The sequence below is a fragment of the Rhodococcus quanlei genome (assembly GCF_055231015.1).
This window is the reverse complement of record NZ_JBUYWD010000014.1, coordinates 1-20821: the sequence shown is the minus strand read 5'-3', so window position 1 is coordinate 20821 and position 20821 is coordinate 1. Positions and strand designations below refer to the sequence as shown.

23 protein-coding genes and 4 tRNA genes are annotated in these 20821 nt (G+C 64.2%); 13 read left to right on the top strand and 14 right to left on the bottom strand.

Annotated features, from left to right (window positions below; genetic code table 11):
• The first annotated feature begins 14 nt into the window (after positions 1-14).
• Positions 15-1130 (top strand): lysylphosphatidylglycerol synthase transmembrane domain-containing protein, encoded by a 1116-nt coding sequence (locus ACZI8Q_RS12350; protein WP_463373830.1) that lies wholly within the window; start codon positions 15-17, stop codon positions 1128-1130.
• Positions 1131-1209: 79 nt separating this feature from the next.
• Positions 1210-1875, top strand: a complete 666-nt coding sequence (locus ACZI8Q_RS12345) for a TetR family transcriptional regulator (RefSeq protein ID WP_463373829.1) — start codon at positions 1210-1212, stop codon at positions 1873-1875.
• A gap of 103 nt (positions 1876-1978) precedes the next feature.
• Here ACZI8Q_RS12345 and ACZI8Q_RS12340 read toward each other — a convergent pair.
• From ACZI8Q_RS12340 to ACZI8Q_RS12325, 4 genes are all read right to left on the bottom strand, one after another.
• Positions 1979-2055, bottom strand: a tRNA-Phe gene (locus tag ACZI8Q_RS12340).
• Positions 2056-2125: 70 nt separating this feature from the next.
• A tRNA-Asp gene (locus tag ACZI8Q_RS12335) sits at positions 2126-2199 on the bottom strand.
• A gap of 78 nt (positions 2200-2277) precedes the next feature.
• Positions 2278-2350: transfer RNA gene (locus ACZI8Q_RS12330), tRNA-Glu, on the bottom strand.
• A 98-nt stretch (positions 2351-2448) separates the two neighbouring features.
• Positions 2449-3117 carry a TetR family transcriptional regulator gene (locus tag ACZI8Q_RS12325; RefSeq protein WP_463373828.1) on the bottom strand — a complete coding sequence of 223 codons (669 nt, stop codon included), beginning with the start codon at positions 3115-3117 and terminating at the stop codon, positions 2449-2451.
• Between the two features lie 285 nt (positions 3118-3402).
• Between ACZI8Q_RS12325 and ACZI8Q_RS12320 the strand changes: the two genes are divergently transcribed.
• A tRNA-Lys gene (locus tag ACZI8Q_RS12320) sits at positions 3403-3475 on the top strand.
• A 109-nt stretch (positions 3476-3584) separates the two neighbouring features.
• On the opposite strand, the gene ACZI8Q_RS12315 is transcribed toward ACZI8Q_RS12320, so the two are convergent.
• The 4 genes from ACZI8Q_RS12315 to ACZI8Q_RS12300 form a co-directional block, all read right to left on the bottom strand.
• Entirely contained in the window at positions 3585-4211 is a 627-nt protein-coding gene (locus ACZI8Q_RS12315; RefSeq protein WP_463373827.1) for a DNA-3-methyladenine glycosylase I, read from the bottom strand.
• Positions 4208-4762, bottom strand: coding sequence for a methylated-DNA--[protein]-cysteine S-methyltransferase (locus ACZI8Q_RS12310; RefSeq protein ID WP_463373850.1), 555 nt, complete (start codon positions 4760-4762; stop codon positions 4208-4210). The genes ACZI8Q_RS12315 and ACZI8Q_RS12310 overlap by 4 nt, the downstream gene beginning before the upstream one ends.
• 62 nt (positions 4763-4824) lie before the next feature.
• Entirely contained in the window at positions 4825-5346 is a 522-nt protein-coding gene (locus ACZI8Q_RS12305; RefSeq protein WP_463373826.1) for an RNA polymerase sigma factor, read from the bottom strand.
• A gap of 38 nt (positions 5347-5384) precedes the next feature.
• Entirely contained in the window at positions 5385-5963 is a 579-nt protein-coding gene (locus ACZI8Q_RS12300; RefSeq protein WP_463373825.1) for a hypothetical protein, read from the bottom strand.
• A gap of 363 nt (positions 5964-6326) precedes the next feature.
• Here ACZI8Q_RS12300 and ACZI8Q_RS12295 point away from each other — a divergent pair, with 363 nt between their 5' ends.
• The 4 genes from ACZI8Q_RS12295 to phoU all read left to right on the top strand — a co-directional run bounded on the left by ACZI8Q_RS12295 (position 6327) and on the right by phoU (position 11443).
• Positions 6327-7286 carry an acyl-ACP desaturase gene (locus tag ACZI8Q_RS12295; protein WP_463373824.1) on the top strand — a complete coding sequence of 320 codons (960 nt, stop codon included), beginning with the start codon at positions 6327-6329 and terminating at the stop codon, positions 7284-7286.
• A 122-nt stretch (positions 7287-7408) separates the two neighbouring features.
• On the top strand, positions 7409-8551 hold the full coding sequence (gene dusB / locus ACZI8Q_RS12290) for a tRNA dihydrouridine synthase DusB (RefSeq protein WP_463373823.1): 1143 nt from the start codon (positions 7409-7411) through the stop codon (positions 8549-8551).
• A 147-nt stretch (positions 8552-8698) separates the two neighbouring features.
• Entirely contained in the window at positions 8699-10645 is a 1947-nt protein-coding gene (locus tag ACZI8Q_RS12285) for an LCP family protein (RefSeq protein ID WP_463373822.1), read from the top strand.
• A 99-nt stretch (positions 10646-10744) separates the two neighbouring features.
• Positions 10745-11443 (top strand): phosphate signaling complex protein PhoU, encoded by a 699-nt coding sequence (gene phoU, locus ACZI8Q_RS12280; RefSeq protein ID WP_463373821.1) that lies wholly within the window; start codon positions 10745-10747, stop codon positions 11441-11443.
• Positions 11444-11552: 109 nt separating this feature from the next.
• Here the strand turns inward: phoU and pstB are convergent, their stop codons facing one another.
• The 6 genes from pstB to ACZI8Q_RS12250 form a co-directional block, all read right to left on the bottom strand.
• Complete coding sequence (gene pstB, locus ACZI8Q_RS12275) at positions 11553-12329, bottom strand: phosphate ABC transporter ATP-binding protein PstB (RefSeq protein ID WP_463373820.1); 777 nt, start codon at positions 12327-12329, stop codon at positions 11553-11555.
• A gap of 76 nt (positions 12330-12405) precedes the next feature.
• Positions 12406-13314: a phosphate ABC transporter permease PstA gene (pstA, locus tag ACZI8Q_RS12270; RefSeq protein ID WP_463373819.1), complete on the bottom strand. Its 909-nt coding sequence runs from the start codon at positions 13312-13314 to the stop codon at positions 12406-12408.
• 1 nt (position 13315) lies between these two features.
• The gene (pstC, locus tag ACZI8Q_RS12265; RefSeq protein ID WP_463373818.1) at positions 13316-14404 is read right to left on the bottom strand and encodes a phosphate ABC transporter permease subunit PstC; all 1089 of its coding nucleotides are present in this window, start codon (positions 14402-14404) and stop codon (positions 13316-13318) included.
• Between the two features lie 63 nt (positions 14405-14467).
• Positions 14468-15586, bottom strand: a complete 1119-nt coding sequence (gene pstS, locus ACZI8Q_RS12260) for a phosphate ABC transporter substrate-binding protein PstS (RefSeq protein WP_463373817.1) — start codon at positions 15584-15586, stop codon at positions 14468-14470.
• 175 nt (positions 15587-15761) lie between these two features.
• The gene (gene mshD, locus ACZI8Q_RS12255; RefSeq protein ID WP_463373816.1) at positions 15762-16667 is read right to left on the bottom strand and encodes a mycothiol synthase; all 906 of its coding nucleotides are present in this window, start codon (positions 16665-16667) and stop codon (positions 15762-15764) included.
• A 7-nt stretch (positions 16668-16674) separates the two neighbouring features.
• Positions 16675-17418: a winged helix-turn-helix transcriptional regulator gene (locus ACZI8Q_RS12250; protein WP_463373815.1), complete on the bottom strand. Its 744-nt coding sequence runs from the start codon at positions 17416-17418 to the stop codon at positions 16675-16677.
• A gap of 173 nt (positions 17419-17591) precedes the next feature.
• Between ACZI8Q_RS12250 and ACZI8Q_RS12245 the strand changes: the two genes are divergently transcribed.
• The 6 genes from ACZI8Q_RS12245 (at position 17592) to ACZI8Q_RS12220 (ending at position 20739) form a co-directional block, all read left to right on the top strand.
• Positions 17592-18371, top strand: coding sequence for an LmeA family phospholipid-binding protein (locus tag ACZI8Q_RS12245; protein ID WP_463373814.1), 780 nt, complete (start codon positions 17592-17594; stop codon positions 18369-18371).
• Complete coding sequence (locus ACZI8Q_RS12240) at positions 18368-18823, top strand: thioredoxin family protein (protein ID WP_463373813.1); 456 nt, start codon at positions 18368-18370, stop codon at positions 18821-18823. Before ACZI8Q_RS12245 ends, ACZI8Q_RS12240 begins: the two co-directional genes overlap by 4 nt.
• A gap of 13 nt (positions 18824-18836) precedes the next feature.
• Complete coding sequence (locus ACZI8Q_RS12235; protein ID WP_463373812.1) at positions 18837-18932, top strand: putative leader peptide; 96 nt, start codon at positions 18837-18839, stop codon at positions 18930-18932.
• Between the two features lie 116 nt (positions 18933-19048).
• On the top strand, positions 19049-19516 hold the full coding sequence (locus ACZI8Q_RS12230) for a DUF4395 domain-containing protein (protein WP_463373811.1): 468 nt from the start codon (positions 19049-19051) through the stop codon (positions 19514-19516).
• A gap of 75 nt (positions 19517-19591) precedes the next feature.
• Entirely contained in the window at positions 19592-20428 is an 837-nt protein-coding gene (locus ACZI8Q_RS12225) for a sulfurtransferase (RefSeq protein WP_463373810.1), read from the top strand.
• A 2-nt stretch (positions 20429-20430) separates the two neighbouring features.
• Complete coding sequence (locus ACZI8Q_RS12220) at positions 20431-20739, top strand: DUF1416 domain-containing protein (RefSeq protein WP_463373809.1); 309 nt, start codon at positions 20431-20433, stop codon at positions 20737-20739.
• Positions 20740-20821 lie beyond the last annotated feature (82 nt).

Sequence of the window (20821 nt, the reverse complement as noted above, 5' to 3'; positions counted from 1 at the left end):
GATCATGGTGTGACATGACTGAACACGGTGACACCAGCGGCGCTGAGCCGGACCCCGACTCGCCTGAACCCGACGCCCCCGAGCCCGGGGTGCCGGAGAGTCGGCGGAAGCGTCGGCGCCTGCGGTGGATTCTCGGGGCATTGCTCGTCGTAATCCTTGCCGTCGAACTCGTCTATATCTGGCCGGATCTCTCGCAGAGCATCCGCAGCCTCGGCGACATCCGATGGCAGTGGGTGGCTGCGGCAGTGGTCGCGTCACTCGTATCCATGTCCAGCTTCGCCAGGGTGCAGCGGTGCCTGCTCGGAGTGGCCGGGGTGCACGTACGGCAACGGCAGTCCCTGTCGGTGGCCTACGCCGCCAACTCGATGAGTGTCACCCTCCCGGGTGGTCCGCTCATCGCCACCACCTTCACCTACCGCCAGACTCGAATATGGGGTGCCAGCCCGGTCGTTGCGACGTGGCAGTTGGTGATGGCCGGTGCTCTGCAAGGAATCGGTCTCGCGCTCGTCGGCCTCGCCGGGGCCCTGCTCGTCGGCGCTCGAACGAACCCGTTCTCCCTACTCTTCACCATCGGAGGACTGTTCGCCTTCCTGGTGCTCGCGCAATACGCCGCATCCCGGCCCGATTGGGTCGAGGGAGTCGGGATCACCGCACTACAGGCCGTCAACAGGCTCAGGAAGAAGCCGAACACGTACGGCGTGGAGTCCTGGAAGCACATCGTCGGGCAGATCAGCGCCGTACGGATGGACCGCGCCGACACCGGACGCGCCTTCGGTTGGTCGCTGCTCAACTGGGTCGCGGACGCGTCGTGCCTGGCGTTCGCCTGCTACGCGATCGGCGGCGCACCCAGCTACTCCGGATTGGCCGTCGCCTACGCCGCCGGCAATGCCGCAGGCTCGGCGATTCCGCTGTTGCCGGCAGGCCTGGGTGTGATGGACGCCGTACTCGTTCCGGCCCTCACGGCAAGCGGCATGACCGGCGCCCAGGCATTGTCGGCCGTCGTCGTCTACCGTCTCGTCAGCTTCCTCCTCGTTGCCGTCATCGGGTGGATCGTGTTCGCCTTCCGGTTCCGCGGATCGACACGAACGGACGAGGGCCCGGACATCGAACCTCTCTGGCGTCAGGGGTGAAGATAAGCTCTCTGCAGCAACGCGGAAGATCCTCGAGTTCGAAGCCGCGAGTTGGTATCGAAGGGGTGTTGTACACACGATGGTCGGCGAAGGCACCACAACGCAGAACGGCTCGACACCGAGCAATGCGGCACGCACCAGCGCTCTGGACGTACTGCGAGCAACTGGCGGAGGCCGCAAGGCGGCACAACGCGAGCGGTATCAGCGGATCATCGAGGCCTCGATGGAGTTGGCTTCCGAGGGCGGCTACGACGCCGTACAGATGCGCACCGTGGCAGATCGGGCGGAGGTCGCACTCGGCACCGTGTACCGCTACTTCCCCTCGAAGAACCACATTCTGGTCGTCGGCATGCTCGTGGTGTTCGACAACATGCGCCAGCGCTTTTCCGATGCCGTGATCCCCGGCGATACCCCGTCCGAACGGATCATGTTCGTCCTCCGCAAGAACACTGCGGTCCTGGAACGCGATCCGCAGCGTTACGAAGCTCTGGTGCGCGCGTTCATGTTCGCGGACGCCTCCGCGGCCGCAGAACTGGATGCGTTCGTCGACGTGATCAACGAGATGTTCACGAAGGCAATCGGCGCAGACGCTACGTCGGAAGAACACCTCAACGCTGCACACGTGATCGGGGACGTCTGGATGTCCGCCCTGGTGTCCTGGGTTGCCGGCCGGCAGAGCACGGAGGATGTCATCGCACACCTCGACCTCGCGGTGCGGCTGATATTTCGCCGCCTCGGCGGCTGATCACCCCGAAACGGCGGAGCCCCTGAAGCCCAGAGATCTGAAAATACAGAAATCCGCCCCTCGAAAGAGGGACGGATAACATCGACTTTCTCAGTAGAACTCGTGGTGGCCAGGGCCGGGATCGAACCGGCGACCTTCCGCTTTTCAGGCGGACGCTCGTACCAACTGAGCTACCTGGCCGGACGGCACCCGAACCGAATGCCTATCGAAGCGATGAGGATCGACATTTCTGCCGATCCGTCGCCACTTGCGACCCTGACGGGACTCGAACCCGCGACCTCCGCCGTGACAGGGCGGCGCGCTAACCAACTGCGCCACAGGGCCTTGCTTGTCCTGCAATCTAACTGTTACTCCAAGTTACATGTACCGTAACTGTACTGCACGTTTGATGTCGGTCAAACGTACCCCCTACGGGATTCGAACCCGCGCTACCGCCTTGAAAGGGCGGCGTCCTAGGCCGCTAGACGAAGGGGGCCCGTCGGATTTCTCCGAACCAGTACCGCAACGGCGTTCCGTTGGGAGCTTGGATAGCTTAGGACACAGATCAGGAATTTCCCAAATCGGCAGGTCGCATTACATTTCTTCGACTTCCGGCGGATGATCCGCGGACATGTCGGGCCACCCCTCTTCCGCCAGCTTCGCCAACCACTCGGGCGAGGCCATCGCGTCGAGTACCACTTCGAGGGATTCCTCGAAACGGTCCAAGAGGCCGCCATCGAGTGCCGTCAGGTCCGCCATGTATCGCTGCCCGGCCAAGGCTGCCGCGAGAACTCTGGTGAACTTGCCAGGATCACTCCCCTCCCGGAAGAGCCCCGCCTGCTGGGCGCGCTCGGCGAGTTCGTATGCCGTCCGGCCCCACACACTCGACCCACCCGATTGCACGTCCGGATAGAACTCGGGCTCGATGATGAGCCGGAACTCCGCCTGCGCGATCACGCTGGTGTTGAACGTGGCAGCAAGGTCGCGGATCAGGGCATGGAGCACTACGAACGGGTCGAGATCGACGCGGCCGGACCAGCGCGACGTCAGTTCCGTGAATTGCTCGACACCGGCCTGCAACACCGCTCGCGCCAAATCCTCTTTCGACTGAAAGTGGAAGTACATTGCACCCTTGGTGGTGTGCGAACCTTCCAGGATCGTGTTCACGGACGCCGCCGAGTAGCCTCGCCGGGCAAACTCGATCGCGGCGGACTCGACGAGCGCCGCGCGTGTACGACGCGCACGCTCCTGCTGACGGGCCATTCGACACCTCTCACGAAACATTGCCGCTCCGCCGCCCGACCGGCCGAGATTGGGTTCTCATTTTCGATGTTACCGGGAGTGCCGCACCGGTCGAGGATCAGCTCGGTTACAGACACCACCACCTACCAGCGCGTAAGCAAAACACACCGAGTGGTATAGTTTCGCTTGCTCGGGTGCGCTGCAGGGGGTGCGCACCCGAGCAAACTTGTTCATGCACCCGCAATCGGACCCATTCGGGGGTGCCTACCCGCCATCGGCGACGATCCCATTAGACTCTGGCACCGCGCCCCTATAGCTCAGTTGGTAGAGCTACGGACTTTTAATCCGCAGGTCGCAGGTTCGAGCCCTGCTGGGGGCACAGAGCACCGCCGACCACCGGTCGGAGTGCGTCGGCGTGAGAATGCGAAAGCATGCCACGCAGGGGCACTGTCCCTCACTCGGTAATGCCGAGTGAGGGATCCGCCTGTTCAGGCCCAGACTCCGGAAGTACCGCGGCGGTGGCTTCCCACCAGATGCGTGTCGACGATCCCTACTGCTTCCATCAGTGCGAACATCGTCGTTGGTCCAACGAATGCGAATCCCTTCTTGCGGAGCGCCTTCGACAATGCGATCGACTCCACCGACGTGGCGGGAATGTCTTCCATTCGCGACGGCGCCGGCGTCCGGTCGGGACGGAACGACCACACGAAATCGACGAGCCCACCCTCGTCACGTAAAGCAACCGTCGCCGCAGCATTGGCAATGGTGGCGCGAATCTTCCTGCCGTTCCGCACGATTCCCGCGTCACCCATGAGGCGCTCGACATCCCGATCCGTGTACCGGGCAACGACATCCGGGGCGAAATCCGCGAATGCTCGACGGAACGCGGGGCGTTTCCGCAAGATGGTCGCCCACGACAGACCGGCTTGGAACCCCTCGAGGCAGATGCGCTCGTAGAGTCCCTGTTCGTCCGTGACGGGCATACCCCATTCGGTGTCGTAATACTCGCGCATGAGCGCATCCGTTGCTGCCCACGGCGGGCGCGCCAAACCATCGTCACCCACGATCAAGTCCTGAACCCGCTCGTCCGGCGACCCCTGAGTCGGCGTGCTCACGCAACCCCCTCCAACTCGAGGAGGGTCGCCTTCGCCCGTGTGCCGCCGATGTAGCCGCCGAGGCTGCCGTCGGCACGCAACACCCGGTGACACGGCACCACCACAGGAAGCGGATTGGTGGCACAAGCCGAACCGACCGCTCGCACCGCCCGCGGGCTTCCGACACTGCGCGCGACCTCCGAGTAGCTTTCCGTGCGGCCGTACCCGATGTGCGGCAGGTGCTGTTGCACACGCTGCCGGAACCCACTCGACAACGAAAGGTCCAGGGGCAGATCGAAATGGGTACGAGTACCGGCGAAGTACTCGTCGATCTCGCGCACCACGTGGTCGAGTCGCTGCGGCGTCCTCAGGATGCGAGTACCGATCTTCTCGGACAGCACCGCCAATACCCGGTCGTGATCTTCCTGCTCGAATCCCACTCGCACGAGGCCCCGCTCAGTTGCTGCCAACAGCAGCAATCCGACCGGGGTCGAGGTGGTCGTGTATGCCACGTCGAGAATGCCGGCCTCGTCGGCCGAGGCCACGAGTCGCTCCCGGAGGCCGGCGACCATGCCGCCGGTCGGCGTTGTTCTCGTGATCAGCGTGTCCACGACGGCTCGATCGGTCGGAGTCTTCATCGCAGCGTTCCTTCCGGGTCGACGAGGGCCTCTTCGGTCAGTGCGGCGCGCAGAGACGACAGCCCATCGGATGCAGCACGGCGCGCCGCCGCAGCCGTACCACCGACGATGTCGGCCACCTCCTTGTACGGCAGTCCACCGAAGTAGTGGTAGGCGACCACCAATCGCTGTTTGTCGGGCAATGCTGCCACTGCTTGCCAGACTTCCCCTGCGTCTTGCCGGGCTTGCTCTGCGTCGTCCCCCTCGACGCACACCGCCTCGGGAACGTGATCGACAGTTATGCCACGCCGCGCCGCCGCACGCACCAGATCGATCGATTTACGGTGCGCGATCGTGACCAACCATGCCTGAACGTTCGCATCGACGGGCAGTTCGGGGTAGGCCCGCATGGCGGCCAGGAAGGTTTCCGACCATGCGTCTTCCGCATCTGCCCACGAGTCGAGTCGCGCCCGACATACACGCAGCACTGTGTCGGCGTGCGTCTGGACGATCTGCTCGAACGGCGGTTTGCGTGTCATCGCCCTGTAGACGTACCAGCAGGCACGAATGTGAGGTTCTACCGACCCGGCTCCTCGTCGTGTTCGGTCGAGTGCTGGGCCAGTTCACTCCTCATCGTCGTGACCTCGGTCTTGCGTTGGCGATATTTGTATGCAGCCGCCCAGGCCGCCAGGAACAACAAGACACCGATGACGACACCGGCGAGGGACGCGCCACGGAAACCGGGGGCCTCCACGTCGAGGATTCGTTCCCCCGCGTGTGCGGCGTTGTTGCTACCGAGCACGACACTCAACGTGAGCAAATTGGGGATCATGACGATCACGGCGAGTATCCCCAGTCCGATCTGGACCGGCTTGAAGCGGTGCCGCCGGAATGCCGACCACGCACCCTGCAGGAGCAGCAGCGGTACGAACGAGCAGATCAGCCCTATCACGAGTCCCCACAGAACCCCGGCCGCAAAGCTGCCGTCGATCAGCGATCCCACGTTCTGCGCCCACGCTCGCGGCAGGTACGCGGCGAGAACGAAGTAGGCGATGACCAGAACCACCAACAGAACTGCGATGCCGATGGCCCTCTTCGCCCACGACGGAAGACTCTTCTTCTCTGTCGTACCGTGGGGGGCGTCCGGGGTCGTCATGACACGTCTCCGTTCCGGTCGGTCACTTCTCGAGTTCGATCAACACACCAACCTGATCGATGCACCAGCCTGATCGATGCACCACCATTGTTGGCCCGCGATGGCGAATATGTCGGTATTCTGGCGCAATTGTTGTGATCGGGCTCACCGTCCTGGTGTGGTGATACCTGAGTCACGACGTCATGGCACGTCGCAGGTACACTGCCCTGTAACAGTCTGTCGCCGCGCGACGACAAACCCCGATGGTTGCGCATGCACCCCGTCGCTTCGCGGTCTTCCACGACCGGCGTCGAGGCGTTTACGACGAACCTACGGTGCCGTAAGCTGGCAAAATCACGTTCCGCTCTACTTGGAGGCAAACGAATGGCGAGGGATCTGACCCAACTCGAGCTGCTGCAGGAGCTGTCGCCTGTTGCCGAGGAGAACGTCAACCGCCACTTGAAGATGGCCAAGGAATGGCATCCCCACGACTACATTCCGTGGGATGACGGCCGAAACTTCGCCGCCATGGGCGGTGAGGACTGGGACCCCGAGCAGTCTCGACTGGACGAGGTCGCCAAGGCCGCGATGATCACCAACCTCCTCACCGAGGACAACCTCCCCTCCTATCACCGCGAGATCGCCGAGAACTTCTCACGTGACGGCGCGTGGGGCACATGGGTCGGCCGCTGGACCGCCGAAGAGAACCGCCACGGCATCGTCATGCGCGATTACCTGGTCGTCACCCGCGCAGTCGACCCCGTGCAGCTCGAGCGGTACCGCATGGAGCACATGACCAACGGGTACGCTTCCCCCGCCGGCGAGCAGACCGGACTCCTCCATTCGGTCTCCTACGTCACCTTCCAGGAACTCGCCACCCGCGTCAGCCACCGGAACACCGGCAAGGCCTGTGCAGAGCCGATCGCCGACAAGATGCTCCAGCGCATCGCCGCCGACGAGAACCTGCACATGATGTTCTACCGCAATATCTGCGGCGCAGCCCTCGACATCGCACCCGACCAGGCGCTCGAGGCGGTCACCGACATCGTCACGAACTTCCAGATGCCCGGCGCCGGAATGCCGAACTTCCGTCGCAACGGCGTCCTGATGGCCAAGCACGGAATCTACGATTTGCGCCAGCACCTCGAAGAGGTCGTGCAGCCGGTCCTGCGTAAGTGGAAGATCTTCGAGCGAAACGACTTCACCGCCCGTGGCGAGAACACCCGCGAGCGGCTGGCCACATTCCTCGAGGATCTCGAGCGTCAGGCCACCAAGTTCGAGGAGCAGCGCGACCGCATGCTCGCCCGCGAGGCCAAGAAGCGCGAGCAGCAGATGGCGTCCTAGACCACAGCAATCGCCCAGCTGGGCAGCTATCCTGTGCCCGGTACCGTTGTCGGTGCCGGGCACAGCTTGATGTTCACGGGCTCGCCCCCCGATTTGCTCATTACGCGTTTTCAGAGGTAGTCATGTCTTCCCTTCGCATCGGTTCGCTCGAACTGCGCAGCCCGGTGGTACTCGCGCCGATGGCCGGTATCACCAATGTCGCGTTTCGCACTCTGTGCCGCGAACTCGAGATCGAACGGGCCGGCAGCACTTCCGGCCTGTACGTCTGCGAGATGGTGACCGCCCGCGCACTGGTGGAACGTCGGCCGGCGACGATGCACATGACCACGTTCGGTCCTAGCGAAACGCCGCGATCACTGCAGCTCTACACGGTCGACCCGGACACCACGTATGCGGCCGCGAAGATGATCGTCGACGAGAACATTGCCGACCACATCGACATGAACTTCGGCTGCCCCGTACCCAAGGTCACCCGTAAGGGTGGCGGTGCCGCCCTCCCCTACAAGCGCAACCTGTTCGGTCGCATCGTCGCCGCTGCGGTCGCTGCCACGGAGGGCACCGACATCCCGGTCACCGTGAAGTTCCGTGTCGGCATCGACGCAGAACATCACACTCACCTCGACGCCGGTCGCATCGCGGCAGCAGAAGGCGCTGCCGCGGTGGCGCTCCACGCCCGAACCGCATCACAGCGGTACTCGGGGACCGCGGACTGGAACGAGATCGCCCGGCTCAAGGAGCACGTCACCGACATTCCCGTCCTCGGCAACGGTGACATCTTCGCCGCCGAGGACGCAGCCCGCATGATGAACGAAACGGGCTGCGACGGGGTCGTGGTCGGTCGCGGCTGTCTGGGGCGTCCGTGGTTGTTCGCCGAACTCAGCGCTGCACTGAACGGTACCGAGCAGCCGGTGCCGCCCACCCTCGGCGAGGTGGCTGCCATCATCCGCAGGCACGCCGAACTGTTGGCCGCCCACCACGGCGAAGACAAGGGCCTGCGCGAGCTGCGAAAGCACGTGTCCTGGTACCTGCGCGGGTTCCCCGCAGGCTCCGACATACGAGTGGCCATGGCTCTCGTGAAAACTCTCACCGATCTGGACGGTCTCCTCACCCAACTCGACCCGACCGTGCCCTTCCCCAAGGACGCCGAAGGCCCACGCGGCCGCCAGGGGTCGCCGGGAAACGTTGCCCTGCCCGACGGCTGGCTCGACGACCCCGAGGACACGTGTGTCCCTGCCGGTGCCGACCTGATGCATTCCGGCGGCTGACCTGGCACGACCCGCCGGACGTCCGAGTACCTACAGAACACTCAGGTTCCATCAGTACGATGACTGAATCCGTCGCGGCGGCGGAGCAACATTCGTAGTCGGCGGAGAGGTTGGGGTGGACAGGTGGGTGACGATCACGATTCAGGCATGAACACGCCTGAGAGTCGCGCACCCTGGGAACGTCCGTTGGCCGACAGCTCTTACCGCGATGCTCACACCACCGGGCGACGCCGCAGGGCGGAGCCCCCAGAAAGGCAGCAGCCCAGCAGCTCGGCCCCACCCCCACAAGCAAGACGCGACAGCGGCCCCAGCGCTCGACGCGACAGCGCCCCGAGCGCTCGACGCGACAGTGGCCGCATCGGCCGCCGCTCCCCCGAGAACACCCCGAAGGCCACGTCGGTCGCCGATCTCGTCAAGAAGGTCGACGACGAAGATCGCACCGAGGTAATTCCGGCGATCGGCGAACAGGCGCCGAATCCCCCACCTGTCGATCCCACCGGCCCGGATTGGGAAGCCGACAACCGCGAAACCACGGTCATTCCCCAAGCTGTCGGACACGCTGGCGTCACCAGGCTGGCCATGAGCCGCATCCGTCGGCGTCGACGATTCCGCGTGGTCGGCAGAACTGCTGTTGCACTCGTTGCAGTGATGGCGCTCGTCTGCACCGGTGTGGTGTGGGGTTACCTCCGATCCACCGAGGGAAAGTTCGAACAGGTCGCCGCCCTCGACATGGAATCCACCGACATCGTCGATGCGGGCGGTCAGCTCGGCGACGAAACGTATCTGATCGTCGGTAGCGACACCCGTGCCGGCGCGAGCGGCAATATCGGCGCGGGCACGGTGGCCGACGCCGAGGGTGCGCGCGCCGACACGGTGATGCTCGTCAACATTCCTGCCGACCGCAGCCGTGTGGTCGCGGTGTCGTTTCCACGCGACCTGAACGTGGAGCGTCCGGTATGCCAGGGATGGGACAACCAAGCCGGAAAATACACCGACGAGACCTACCCGGCCGCCGACGACGCCAAATTGAACGCCACCTACGCCTTGGGTGGTCCCAAGTGTCTGGTGAAGGTGATCCAGAAGCTGTCGGGTTTGAAGATCGGACACTTCGTCGGAATGGACTTCGCCGGCTTCGAAGCGATGGTCAACGAGATCGGCGGAGTCGAGATCTGCACGACCCGCCCCCTCGTGGACACCATGCTCGGGACGATCCTTCCGGAAACCGGCACACAACGACTCGACGGCCATACGGCACTCCAGTTCGTGCGCGCCCGCCACGTGCCGGCCGAGGGCACCGGCGATTACGGCCGGATCATCCGCCAACAGAAATTCTTGTCCTCGCTGCTACGCGGGGTGCTCTCGAACGACGTGTTGCTCAATCCCGGCAAACTCAACGGCTTCATCGACGCGTTCACCCGCGACACGTTCGTGGAGAACATCGACACCAAGTCTCTGCTCACTCTCGGACGGTCATTGCAGAACGTGGACGCCGGCGCCGTCACCTTCTTGACCGTGCCGACGGCGGGGACCACCGACTGGGGCAACGAGATCCCCCGGCTCGACGACATCGAAGCGATCTTCCAAGCGATCATCGACGACGAACCGCTTCCCGGTGAGGAACGTCCGAATCCGACGACTCCGCCGGAGGCGGAGAAACCGGCGGAGGCCGAGCAACCGCACACCGCCGCAGCGGTCGACCCGTCGACGGTGTCCGTTCAGGTGTCCAACGCGTCGGGAGTATCGGGTCTCGCTGGGGACACCGCCGACAACTTGGCTGCATACGGCTTCGAGATCTTCAGTGTCGGCAACTACACCGAGTCGAGTCGGTCGACGAGAGTGCGTTTCGCACCGGGACACGAAGCGGATGCGGTGACCGTCGCGTCGGCGATTCCCGGAGCTGTTCTCGAGTCCGTGAAAGGTATCGGGAGCACCGTCGAACTCGTCCTCGGGAGCAATTTTTCCGGCACGGTGACCGATCCGGCCGCGGTGGGTACCGAGCTCGACGCCACGCCGGACCGGTTCGGTGATCCCGTTGTCGCAGAAATCCCAGAGGACCTCACCGTGGTGAACGCTGCTGACACGACGTGCGGCTGAGCGCTTCCGGTATCGCGGGACGGCACTGCAGGCCTCATTCACCCTGTGTTCACCGATTGATCGTGACTTGGTCTCCCGATCGCCGTAGGCTGTGACCTCATGCGCGTGGCATACAACGAACAGATGGCCGAGTTGGGAGATTCCCTCGGTGAGATGGCAGGGCTGGCGGGTGCCGCCATGGAACGAGCAACTCAATCGCTCCTCCAGGCAGACCTCTCCCTTGCCGAGCAAGTGATCGGCGAGCACGACAAGATCACCGAACTCAGTGCGTTGTGCGAGGAGCGAGCGTTCGCACTTCTCGCGCTGCAGGCACCGGTTGCAGGTGACCTCCGCTCCGTAGTCAGCGGAATTCAGATCGTCGCCGACATCGACAGGATGGGCGCGCTCGCCCTTCACGTGGCGAAGATCGCCCGTCGCCGACATCCGAACCACGTGCTACCCGAAGAGGTCAACGGATACTTCGCCGAGATGGGACGCATCGCAGTCTCCATCGGTGGCGCTGCCAAAGAGGTGCTCGAGACTCGCGACCCCGAGCGTGCAGCTCGTCTCCGTGAGGAGGACGAGGCGATGGACGATCTGCACCGGCACCTGTTCAGCGTGCTGATGGATCGCGAATGGAAGCACGGTGTTGCCGCAGCTGTCGACATCACGCTCCTCGGCCGCTTCTACGAGCGTTTCGCCGACCATGCCGTGGAGGTGGGTCGTCGAGTCGTATTCCTGGTGACCGGCCAGCTCCCTGCCGAGGACGGATCGGTGATGTCGAAACGTGCCGACGACCTCACCACCTACCCCGAATAGTCCACGAACGCCGAAAAGGGGCGTTTCACACGGCTTTCGTCGTGTGAAACGCCCCTTGTGCGATTCGTGGGAGACTGTGCAATCTGTAGGCGCCGCGCCGGTCGAACCCTCAGCCGAAACGGCCCGAGATGTAGTCCTCGGTGGCCTTCTGGGTGGGGTTGGAGAAGATTTTCTCGGTGTCGTCGATCTCGACGAGTCGGCCAGGTTTGCCGGTGGCCTCGAGATTGAAGAAGGCGGTCTGGTCACTGACTCGTGCAGCCTGCTGCATGTTGTGGGTGACGATGACGATCGTGTAGTCCTTCTTCAGCTCGGTGATGAGGTCCTCGATCGCAAGAGTGGAGATCGGGTCGAGCGCCGAGCACGGCTCGTCCATCAGGAGAACGTCGGGCGACACCGCGATGGCACGCGCAATGCAAAGACGCTGCTGCTGACCACCGGACAGTCCGCCGCCCGGCTTGTCGAGGCGGTCCTTCACCTCGTTCCACAGGTTGGCTCCGCGCAAGGAGCGTTCCGCGACCTCTTCGAGGGTCTTCTTGTTCCGCTCACCCTGCAGCTTGAGGCCGGCGATCACGTTGTCCTTGATGGACATCGTGGGGAACGGGTTGGGCCGCTGAAAGACCATGCCGATGGTCTTGCGCACTCCCACAGGGTCGACGGCCGAGTCGTAGATGTCCTCGCCGTCGAGAAGGACGGAGCCTTCCACGCGCGCACCGGGGGTGACTTCGTGCATGCGGTTCAGCGTGCGAATCACGGTCGACTTGCCACAGCCCGACGGGCCGATGAATGCGGTGACGTTCCGCGGGGGAACGGACAGCCCCACATCCGCGACGGCGTGGAACTTGCCGTAGTAGATGTTGACGTCCTTGAGATCCAGACGCTTGGCCATTACCGGCTCCCTACTGCTTGTTGACGCGATGGCACTGTGCGCATTGCTTGTTGACGAGGGGTTTCGAGTGGACTGGTCACTTACTGCGTACCTGAGAGAAGTGCCCGATGATCTTGGCCGCGATGTTCAAGATCGCGATCAGCAGGATCAGGGTCAGGGCGGCACCCCAGATCCGGTTGGTGCCGGCCTCGGTCGGATTGTTCATCTCGGCGACCATCACGCCGGGCAGAGTGCCCATCTCGCCACCGAACAGGTTGAAGTTGATGAAGGGCGCGTATCCGACGAGGATCAGCAACGGCGCCGTCTCGCCCATGACCCTGGCGAGCGCCAGCATGACGCCGGTGATGATGCCGGGTGCAGCTGTGGGCAACACGATGCGGGCGATCGTCAGCCACTTGGGCACGCCGAGCGCATACGAGGCTTCACGCAGATCCTGCGGGACGATGCGGAGCATCTCCTCGGTACTGCGCACCACGACGGGGACCATGAGCAGGACCAGCGCCAGTGAGACAGCGAATCCGGACTTCGGCATGCCGAAGGTGGCGACCCAGAGTGCGTAGATGAACAGCGCGGCCACGATGGACGGAACACCGCTGAGAATGTCGACCATGAAGGTGGTCAGCTTGGCGAGCCGCGACTCGCGGTCCGCGTATTCCACCAGGTAGATGGCCACGAAGATGCCGAGCGGAATCGAGACGATGGCACACACGATGCCTTGGATCAGCGTGCCGACGAGGGCGTGGTAGATGCCACCACCCATCGTAGATGCCGACAGTCCGCTGAGGGAGTGCGTGAACCACGTCGAACTCGTCAGTGCCGGCACACCCTTGACGATCGCCGTGACGAGCACCCATGCCAGTGGTACGAGTGCGACGAGCACCGACAGCGTCACGAGCACCGTGGCCGTCAGATTCTTGAGGCGACGTTTGGTGCCGACACCCTTGAAGGTGGGTGCCTTGACCGGCTTGTCCAACACTGTGGTCATGTCAGTCCTTCTTTCCGGCGATCACGGCACGCGCCGCGGCGTTCACCACGAACGTGAGCACGAACAACACCAGACCTGCCGCAATGTAGGCACCGGCCTGAATGTTGTTGTTGAACTCCGCGTAGCCGAGGGCGATCTTCGAGGCGATAGTGGCACCGCCGTCGAACAGCGATCCGCTGAAGGCTTCACTGGTGGTGCGCAGGATCAGGTAGAGGGCCATCGTTTCACCGAGTGCACGACCGAGGCCGAGCATTGATCCACTGATGTAGCCGGACTTGCCGAACGGGAGCACCGTGGTGCGTACGACCTCCCAGCGGGTGGCGCCGAGCGCGAGGGCAGCTTCGATGTGGGCGGCCGGTGTCTGAACGAATACTTCCCGGGTGACCGCAGTGATGACCGGAAGGATCATGACGCCGAGCACGATGCCTGCGGTGAAGATCGTGCCGCCGCCGAGAATGGAACCGGTGCCGTCGGCGAAGAGTGGGAACCAGCCGAGGTTTTCGTTCAGCCACAACGCCACGGGGCGAATTGCAGGAGCGAAGACCAGCAGGCCCCACAGGCCGTAGACGACCGACGGAACCGCCGCGAGAAGGTCGACGACGTAGGCGAGCGGACGCTTCAACCATTCGGGCGAGTACGACGAGAGGAAGATGGCGATACCCAGTGCCACCGGCATCGCGAGTACCAGCGCGAACAGTGACACCAGGACGGTGACCTGCAGCAGGTCGAGGACACCGAAGTGCATATCGGTGATGTCGACGGTGACCCATTCACGGCTGGTGAGGAAGTTGGCCTCGTTCCGGCTGAGCGCAGGTACCGCGCGCCAGACGAGGAAGAACCCGATTGCGGCGATCAGAATGGAGATGAAGGCCGCGGAGCCCGTGGACATGGACCGGAAGATCCGGTCACCGGGCCGTGTCACACCCTTACCGGGCTTCGCTGTCTTACCGGAATTCGACGTTTCGAAATCTGGTTCGACTTTCTTGGACCCCAAAGGTGCCTCCGAAATACCGCTCGGACCGCCCACCTCGGCCCCGCGTGAAGCAGAGCCGAGGTCGCGAGATGTTGACTGAGTCTGCGCGTCACTCATATGAGTTCGCAATCTCCTGGTCTGAATATGAAATCACGGGCGGTCCGAACGGTAGGAATCGAATCAGGCGATCGCGTTGATCGACTCGGTGAGCTTTTCCTGGAAGGAGTCGGGCAGCGGCACGTAGCCCAGCTCCGCCAACTTGGTCTGTCCCTCGTTCGCAGCGCTGGTCAGGAAGGACTTCACGGCTGCAGAGGTTTCCGCGTCGTAGCCGGACGAGCACACGATCTCGTACGTCGCGAGCACCAGCGGGTAGGTGCCGGGTTCGGTGGATCCGAAGATCGAGGTGAGGTCGAGAGCCATGTCGCCGACACCCTCACCCTTGAACTCCGCGCCCGCGATGGCCTTGCCGGCCGACTCGTCGGTCAGTTCCACCGGGCCGGACCCGTTGTCGATCTGGGCGACCGACAGATCCTGCTGCTGCGCGAACGAGGACTCGACGTAGGTGATCGATCCCGGTGCGGTGGCGACTGCCTGCGCAACACCGGCCGAACCCTTGGCACCTTCACCGACACCGCCGGTGAAGTCGGAGCCGGCACCGGAAGTCCAGGCACCGTTCGAGGCTGCCTCGAGGTATTGCTGGAAGTTGTCGGTGGTACCGGAGGAGTCGGAGCGCACGATCGGGGTGATGTTCGTATCCGGGAGTTCGACGCCCTCGTTGAGCGCGGCGATGGCCGGGTCGTTCCACTTGGTGATCGAACCGTTGAAGATCTTGGCGATGGTCTCACCGCTGAGCACCAGGTTGTCCACACCGTCGACGTTGTAGGCGATGGCGACCGGCCCGAACACGAGGGGCAGGTTCCATGCCTCGCCGCCGGCGCAGCGTTCCTTGGCCTGCTCTGCCTGCTCACCCTCGATAGCCGAGTCGGAGCCTGCGAAGTCGATGTTTCCGGCGATGAACTGAGTACGCCCCGCACCCGATCCGCTGGGGTTGTACGCGACGTTGACGCTCTTGTCCTTCTCCTCGCACACGGCGATGTAGGTGGCCACGAACTGGTCCATGGCGTTCTTCTGGGCGGAGGAGCCGGCTGCAGAAAGATTCTCCTTGCCCTCGCATGTCGCAGCGGAGGACGCCGGGTCGATATCGCTCGCTGCGGAGTTGTTGTCGGTGCCGCACGCGGACAACGTCATGGCCCCAACGGCCACGGCACCGAACAGGGCGCCGCTACGCTTGAAATTCACCTGGTCTCCTCCGGAAATCGCTACTCGTCGCGCCCGGTTCCGGGCATCGACATGAGGCGCGGTTCGTTGAACTCTGCACCAGGCAGCGCGGGCTGCCCATGGAGAAACGTAGAGGTGACTAATGTCCGGCTACCCCACGGTAAGTGAACGGAGAGTGAACAGGCCGGGCGAAATGTCAGGTTTCGGGGTAGGCGTACGCCGTGTCGACGTGAAAGCGCTCGAACCCGAGACGCTCATAGGTGCGCAATGCAGCGCAGTTGTCACCCTCGACGTACAACAACACCGCCCCGAGCTGCAGGTTTCGCAGATAGTGCAGGCCGGCGAGCGTGAGCACCCGCCCGAGACCCCGCCCCTGCGCCTCGGGTGAGATCCCCACCACATACACCTCGCCGATCGCTTCGGAATCGGCTCCCGCCGCATGGACTTTGGTCCAGTGAAAGCCGAGAAGGGTGTCCGGGTCGTCGTCAGCGAAGGCCAGGAACAGCCCTGCCTGGTCGAACCAGGATTCGCCGCGACGTTCGGCCAGATCCGTGGCGGACATGGCGCCCTGTTCGGGGTGCCATGCAAAGGCCGCCGAGTTCACCCTGAGGATTTCCGCATCGTCCTCCGGGCCGGCATAGGTACGAAGGAACACGCCCTCCGGAACGACGATGTCGGGAAGTACCGGGATGTCGAGGGGCCGTCGCATCTGCACGAGCTCACGGGCACCGACGAGGCCGAGTTTGCGCGCCACTGCCTGGGCCGACACGAGATCACCGTGTGCCCAGACCTGCGCACCCAGGCCACCGCCAGTGAGTGCGTCGGCGACCAAGTCGGCACCGATTCCGCGGTTCCGGCTCTCTGGCGCCACCACGATCTCGGCCATGTCCGGATGCTCGCCGTGACCTGTGCGCCGCTGCGCATAACCGATGGCGACGCCGTCGGCATCGACCTCGACCCGATGCGAGATGCCCGCACCTCCAGCGAGACCACGTAGCGCGTCGTCCGACATCGGCGCAGTGCCGTCCACCACGACGGCGCGGGCAATCAGGTCCTTCACCTGCGCGACCCGCTGATCATCCACACTCTGCGCCCACGTCATACCGCTTCTAACCGTCCTCTGGTGAAAAATCGTCCTCGTCGTCGTTCGGCGCAGGCCCCGGAGCCTGTCCCCCGGACTTACTGCGCGTCGGCCGCACCGCCTTGTATCCGACGTTACGGACGGTGCCGATCAAAGATTCGTGCTCACTTCCCAGTTTGGCTCGCAAGCGACGCACGTGGACGTCGACCGTGCGGGTGCCACCGAAGAAGTCGTATCCCCAAACCTCTTGCAGTAGTTGCGCTCTGGTGAAGACGCGGCCTGCATGCTGCGCGAGGTACTTGAGAAGTTCGAACTCCTTGTACGTCAGATCCAGTGGGCGGCCACGCAACCGGGCCGTATACGTCCCCTCGTCGATGACGAGCTCACCGAGTGTGATCTTCCCGGCGGCCTCCGCACTCACCGCGCCACCGCTTCTGGCGGCCAACAAACGCAACCGGGCATCCATCTCGGCGGGACCGGTCCCCGGAAGCAAGATGTCGTCGAGACCCCAGTCCGCGTTGACCGCGACCAGCCCACCTTCTGTGACCACCGCCACAACAGGAACGGGTGAGCCAGTGCTGCCCAGAAGTCTGCAGAAACTGCGCGCCGAGGCCAGATCGGTGCGCGCGTCGACGAGCGCAACATCGGCCGCGCCGGCTTCCAGAAGCGACGAAACTTCCGTCGGGGCCGGTCGAACAGTGTGGGGCAGCAAGGAGAGCGCAGGAAGTACGGATTCCGGATTCGGATCGGACGTAAGAAGCAGCAGCTCCACACTGCCTCCTATCTGGGGGTCACCAACACTGATGGGTCGCAAACACTGTTTGGTCGCAGACAGCCTAGCGCGCCACCCATACACAACTGCGCAGCTGTGCGCAGAAAGGGCACACCTGCCGCCCATGGCACTTCCAGGTAGGGGTCGACGCATGTGTGGGCCACAATGGTCGGGTGCGCAAACTCATCATCGGAATCGCCCTGATCCTGGGGCTGGGGCTCGTCGTCGACTTCGGCTCGGCGGCCTACACCGAATACCGCCTCTCCCGGGAGCTGCGCGACGGCGGCCATCTCGACGCAGACCCGGCGGTCACCGTCCACGGGTTCCCGTTCCTCACCCAGGCGTGGGCCGGAAAATACGACAACATCGAGTTCCGCGCACAGGGCGTCGAGAGCGACCTCGTCGGCGAGGTGACGATCGAGGCCAACCTCATGGGCGCCGAGGCACCGGCGTCCGAGGTGATCGACGGTGCCGTTCAGACCGTGCCGGTCGACCGTCTCGAGGGCCGCATGATGATCGACGCCACCGTGCTGGGCCAGTTCCTCGGCATTCCCGACCTTCAGGTGTCCGCGCCTCCTGCCGACAAGTCGGACGGCACGGGCGGCTCCGGGGGCTCCGGTACACCGACCACCGAGGGCGTCGTCCTCACCGGCACCGTCCCCATCGGCCCGGTCGAGACCGCGGTGAGCGTGCAAGCCGATCTGATTCTCGACGGCCCCCGTGTGCAGATCGTGGCCAGCGACTTCTACTTCGGTCCCGAGGGCAAAGCCGACTTCACCATCCCGCCGGGCCTCGCTCCCGCGATCCTCGACGTGTTCAGCAAGACGATCGAAACCTCCGTGATTCCGTTCGGGGTCCTGCCCACCGAGGTCTACGCGGAAGGCTCGCAGATCGTGATCGAAGGTGTCGGCGAGAACGTGGTCGTCGACCTTCGGGAGCTGCGCAAGTCATGATCGAGGTCGCGCTGCTCATCGGGGCCGTCGCGGCGGCACTCGCCGTCGGACTGTTCGTGCGAGCGCGCGAAGGCAAGGTCCGCACGATCGAGCGTTCCGCGGCCCCCACCGACTCCCGGCTCGCTCTACTGAGTGCGGCCGGGGTGAGCGGTGGGCATCCCGTTCTGTTGCACTTCTCGGCACAGTGGTGCGGGCCCTGCGCTGCCGTGCGCAGAGTGGCCGGTCAGGTAATCGACAGACTCGCAGACACCCCTGTCCCGCCCGTGGACATCGAACTCGATATCGACGAATACCCCTCGCTTGCCCGAGAACTCGGCGTCATGTCGTTGCCGACCACCTTCGTTCTCGACCGGGACCGCGCAGAACGATTCCGGGTATCCGGCGTCCCCACCGCCCCCGACCTCGAAGGGGCGCTCACCCCACTGACTCGGACCCCGGATTCCAAATCCTGAAGAACCAGGTAAAGTGGTCGTCGTGCAAACCAGCCAGGAGCTCATGCTCACCCGTCGCCGCGCAGTGGACCTGTGCCGCCTCGGGGGCTGTTGCTGTATCTGCTGCTGATCACGCGGCCGTCACCATCATCTGACGCCGAGCATTCTGCTCACGTGATCACCCCACCCGACGAGATCTCTCTCGTCCGGTCCAGACAGCCAGTCCACAGCCCAGGAGCACGGTAAATGTCCACAACCCACACGCCTGATCAGGTAGATGTTCGCGGTCCGCGATTCGCGGCCTGGGTAACCACCGCGGTCCTCGCCGTCACCCTCCTCGTCGCGTCCTTCTCCCCGGTCGCCGCCGGGATACTGGTGGCAGCGCAGGCAGTGGTGTTCGCCCTCGGCGCTGCCCTCGGCCCGAGACGCAGCCCGTACGGCGCCGTCTACGCCGCACTCGTCGCACCGCGAAACGGGCCCGCCACGGAGACCGAACCGGTGGCGCCGCTCGGGTTCGCCCAGCTCGTCGGCTTCGTGTTCGCGGCCGTGGGAGCCGTCGGATTCCTCGGCGGATCCGGACTGGTCGGCGCAATCGCCACCGGCTTCGCGCTGTTCGCAGCACTGCTCAACGCCGCGTTCGGAATCTGCCTCGGTTGCCGCATCTACCCGCTCGTCGCCAGATTCAGAAAACTCACCGAACAAACACCCGCATAACCCCGCTCCACAGAACAACCGCTCCAACCGACAAGTCCCCGCTCGCAACCAGCAAGCAATACCGAAAGGAACACCATGGCTCGCTCCGACGTCCTAGTCTCCGCCGACTGGGCTGAGCAGAACCTCAACGCCCCCAAGACGGTCTTCGTCGAGGTGGACGAGGACACCAGCGCATACGACGGCGGCCACATCGAAGGTGCAATCCGCCTCGACTGGCGCAAGGACCTGCAGGACGGAGTCCGTCGTGACTTCCTGAACCAGCAGCAGTTCTCGGACCTGCTCTCGGCGAAGGGTGTCGCCAACGACGACACCGTCGTCCTCTACGGCGGCAACAACAACTGGTTCGCCGCGTACGCGTACTGGTACTTCAAGCTGTACGGCCACAAGGACATCAAGCTGATCGACGGTGGCCGCAAGAAGTGGGAACTCGACGGACGCCCGCTGTCCAAGGACACGGTCACCCGCGAGAGCACGCAGTACAAAGCCGAGGCTCCGGACGTCTCGATCCGCGCGTTCCGTGACGAGGTCATCGACGCCATCGGAAACAAGAACCTCGTCGACGTTCGTTCGCCCGACGAATTCTCCGGCAAGATCCTCGCGCCGGCGCACCTCCCGCAGGAGCAGGCGCAGCAGCGTGGCCACGTTCCCGGCGCCATCAACATCCCGTGGAGCACCACCGCCAACGAGGACGGCACGTTCAAGTCGGACGACGACCTCGAGAAGCTGTACGCCGACAAGGGCTTCGACGAGTCCAAGGAGACCATCGCGTACTGCCGTATCGGCGAGCGTTCCAGCCACACCTGGTTCGTTCTGCAGGAAATCCTCGGCAAATCAGGCGTCAAGAACTACGACGGCAGCTGGGTCGAGTACGGCTCACTCGTCGGCGCCCCCATCGAACTGGAGGTCAACTAGACATGTGCGGAGCACCCGTTCAGACTCAGACCCTGCCCGCGGGCGTGGACGTCGAGAAGGAAACGGTCATCACCGGCCGTGTCCTCGCTGCTGACGGCCAGCCCATCGGTGGCGCCTTCGTTCGCCTCCTCGACGGATCCGGCGAGTTCACGGCCGAGGTCGTGGCGTCCGGCACCGGCGACTTCCGTTTCTTCGCCGCCCCCGGCGACTGGACGCTTCGCGCCCTGTCGAGCTCGGGCAACGGCACCGGCAAGGTGAACCCGACCGGCGCAGGCGTGCACAACGTCGACGTCACCGTCGGCCAGGAGTAGGCCTACGGCCTGTGAGTGGTGGGGGGGGGGGGGGGGGCGCCCACCCCGCCCAGCGGGCGGTGCCACCCCCTATGGGGCCGGG

Bases quoted from the DNA above. Each gene is read 5' to 3' on its own strand.
- pstC (WP_463373818.1), bottom strand. From the start codon at position 14,404: ATGAGTGACGCGCAGACTCAGTCAACATCTCGCGACCTCGGCTCTGCT.
- ACZI8Q_RS12225 (WP_463373810.1), top strand. From the start codon at position 19,592: ATGGCTCGCTCCGACGTCCTAGTCTCCGCCGACTGGGCTGAGCAGAAC.
- mshD (WP_463373816.1), bottom strand. From the start codon at position 16,667: ATGACGTGGGCGCAGAGTGTGGATGATCAGCGGGTCGCGCAGGTGAAG.
- ACZI8Q_RS12220 (WP_463373809.1), top strand. From the start codon at position 20,431: ATGTGCGGAGCACCCGTTCAGACTCAGACCCTGCCCGCGGGCGTGGAC.
- ACZI8Q_RS12350 (WP_463373830.1), top strand. From the start codon at position 15: ATGACTGAACACGGTGACACCAGCGGCGCTGAGCCGGACCCCGACTCG.
- ACZI8Q_RS12285 (WP_463373822.1), top strand. From the start codon at position 8,699: ATGAACACGCCTGAGAGTCGCGCACCCTGGGAACGTCCGTTGGCCGAC.
- phoU (WP_463373821.1), top strand. From the start codon at position 10,745: ATGCGCGTGGCATACAACGAACAGATGGCCGAGTTGGGAGATTCCCTC.
- pstB (WP_463373820.1), bottom strand. From the start codon at position 12,329: ATGGCCAAGCGTCTGGATCTCAAGGACGTCAACATCTACTACGGCAAG.
- ACZI8Q_RS12230 (WP_463373811.1), top strand. From the start codon at position 19,049: ATGTCCACAACCCACACGCCTGATCAGGTAGATGTTCGCGGTCCGCGA.
- ACZI8Q_RS12305 (WP_463373826.1), bottom strand. From the start codon at position 5,346: ATGACACGCAAACCGCCGTTCGAGCAGATCGTCCAGACGCACGCCGAC.
- ACZI8Q_RS12310 (WP_463373850.1), bottom strand. From the start codon at position 4,762: ATGGTCGCCGGCCTCCGGGAGCGACTCGTGGCCTCGGCCGACGAGGCC.
- ACZI8Q_RS12240 (WP_463373813.1), top strand. From the start codon at position 18,368: ATGATCGAGGTCGCGCTGCTCATCGGGGCCGTCGCGGCGGCACTCGCC.
- pstA (WP_463373819.1), bottom strand. From the start codon at position 13,314: ATGACCACAGTGTTGGACAAGCCGGTCAAGGCACCCACCTTCAAGGGT.
- ACZI8Q_RS12345 (WP_463373829.1), top strand. From the start codon at position 1,210: ATGGTCGGCGAAGGCACCACAACGCAGAACGGCTCGACACCGAGCAAT.
- ACZI8Q_RS12300 (WP_463373825.1), bottom strand. From the start codon at position 5,963: ATGACGACCCCGGACGCCCCCCACGGTACGACAGAGAAGAAGAGTCTT.
- dusB (WP_463373823.1), top strand. From the start codon at position 7,409: ATGTCTTCCCTTCGCATCGGTTCGCTCGAACTGCGCAGCCCGGTGGTA.
- ACZI8Q_RS12295 (WP_463373824.1), top strand. From the start codon at position 6,327: ATGGCGAGGGATCTGACCCAACTCGAGCTGCTGCAGGAGCTGTCGCCT.
- ACZI8Q_RS12325 (WP_463373828.1), bottom strand. From the start codon at position 3,117: ATGGCCCGTCAGCAGGAGCGTGCGCGTCGTACACGCGCGGCGCTCGTC.